The organism is Caulobacter sp. D5 (assembly GCF_003185805.1).
In the GTDB taxonomy this organism is placed as follows: Bacteria; Pseudomonadota; Alphaproteobacteria; order Caulobacterales; family Caulobacteraceae; genus Caulobacter.
The window spans coordinates 1-1,671 of sequence record NZ_QHJY01000578.1 but is presented as its reverse complement, the minus strand read 5'-3'; the positions used below and the strand labels follow the sequence as shown (position 1 = coordinate 1,671).

The window sequence follows — 1,671 nt, the reverse complement described above, 5'->3', positions numbered from 1 at the left end:
AGAGAGAGGGATCAAACCAACGCCCCAACCTTCGCCATAGACGCCGGCCGCGCATCCGCTACCTTCGGTGGAGTTTCATCCGGGGGAGTACATAGCGTGGCGTCGTTCCGTTCGGCCGTGGCCGTCAGCCTGGCCCTGTTGCTCACCGGCGTCGCCCACGCCCAGCCCGCCGCCCCCCCTGCCGCCCAGGCCCCCGCCCCGCCCTCCGGCAAGCCCGCCAAGCCCCCGACGCCGATCCGCGCCTTCGACCTGCCGCAGATCGAGGCCTTCGGCGCCGCCATCTACCGCCAGGACATCGCCGCCTGGCTGGCCAGCGACGCCCTGGGCGACAAGATCCCCGACCTGCAGGGCGCAGGCCTCAAGGGCTGGCTGGTCGAGGACGACGGCAAGACGGCCACGGTCCGCTTCCTGCGCGACAAGGGAAACGGCCTGGAGATCGGCTACGACGTCTTGGTCGACGGCAAGGGCGCGGGTCCCGTCACCGAACCGGCCGACCGCAAGCTGACCGACGAGGAGCGCCTGAGCTTCTCGGCTCGCGCGGCCGCCATCGCCGCCCAGCCCGCCGCCTGCCGCGCCGGCTACAACACCGCCATCGTTCGCGACCCGCAGGGCGACGGCTTCATCGTCTGGCTGCTGGCGCCGTCTCCGGCGGCGGGCGCGATCCCGATCGGCGGCCACTACCGCGTCAGCGTCGCCGCCGACGGCAAGACCGTCACCCGGGTCGACGCCCTGTCGATGTCGTGCCTGCTGATGGAAAAACCCAAGCCGAAGACGGGCCAGCAGCCGGCCATGGTCTTCGCCACCCACATCGTCTCGCCCACCCCGGTCGAGACCCACGTCTTCCTGAACCTGCTCTACAAGCTTCCCATCGCCATCGGCACGGGACCAGACCAGATCTGGGCCGTGGACCAGGGCAGGATCAGCAAGCTGGACATGGGCAAGAAATGAGGACCGCCTGAAAGACCCTCTCCCTGAAGGGAGAGGTGTCGGCGAAGCCGACGGAGAGGGAAGTCGCTGCGAAGACGACTAACCACCCCGGAAGCTGAAAACGCCCCCCTCCGGCCCTTCGGGCCACCTCCCCCAGAGGGGGAGGATCTCATAGCCGCCCGCGCGCGCCGCCCTTCAGGGCGTCGATCTTGCGCTCCGGCCGCGCCGGAGCCGTCTCCGGCTCCAGCGCCGACAGCCAGCCGCCCGCCGGCCGCGCCGCGCGCTCCGGCGGCAGCGCCACGACGATCTTGCGCACCGTCGCGGCCATCTGGCCCAGCAGCCGCACCTTCTCGGACGCCTTGCGCATGGCCTCGCGATCGAGTTCGTTCTCGATCGCCGCCCACAGCTCATCCATCGCCGCCATCAGCCGCTGCTGGATCTTCGCGCACCAGGCGCGGGAGGTCTGCTCGCTCATGACAGCAAGCATGAGGCCGGTCCGAAGGCCGGGGACAGGAAACGTGCGTTTTCTTGTAGGGTTTTGAATTCGTTGGGGTCGAGGCGGTCAGCCACGGGGATAACCTCCCATGGGGAGAGGGAGGGGCCCGCCGCGTAGCGGTGGGAGGGTGAGGGGGTACGCCCTCGACCGCATTGCCCACGATCGTGCCGGCACGCCGGCCGGCCTCGTAACCCCTCATCCTCCCACGCCTGCGGCGCGGGCCCCTCCTTCTCCCTATGGGAGAAGGT

Annotated in this window: 2 protein-coding genes; one reads left to right on the top strand and one right to left on the bottom strand. The window is 70.1% G+C overall.

The window, feature by feature from the left end; all coding sequences use genetic code 11:
• Positions 1 to 96: 96 nt before the first annotated feature.
• Positions 97 to 948: a hypothetical protein gene (locus DMC18_RS25455; RefSeq protein WP_110120699.1), complete on the top strand. Its 852-nt coding sequence runs from the start codon at positions 97 to 99 to the stop codon at positions 946 to 948.
• Between the two features lie 148 nt (positions 949 to 1,096).
• Here DMC18_RS25455 and DMC18_RS25450 read toward each other — a convergent pair whose 3' ends face one another.
• Positions 1,097 to 1,414 carry a hypothetical protein gene (locus tag DMC18_RS25450; protein WP_146218237.1) on the bottom strand — a complete coding sequence of 106 codons (318 nt, stop codon included), beginning with the start codon at positions 1,412 to 1,414 and terminating at the stop codon, positions 1,097 to 1,099.
• Positions 1,415 to 1,671 lie beyond the last annotated feature (257 nt).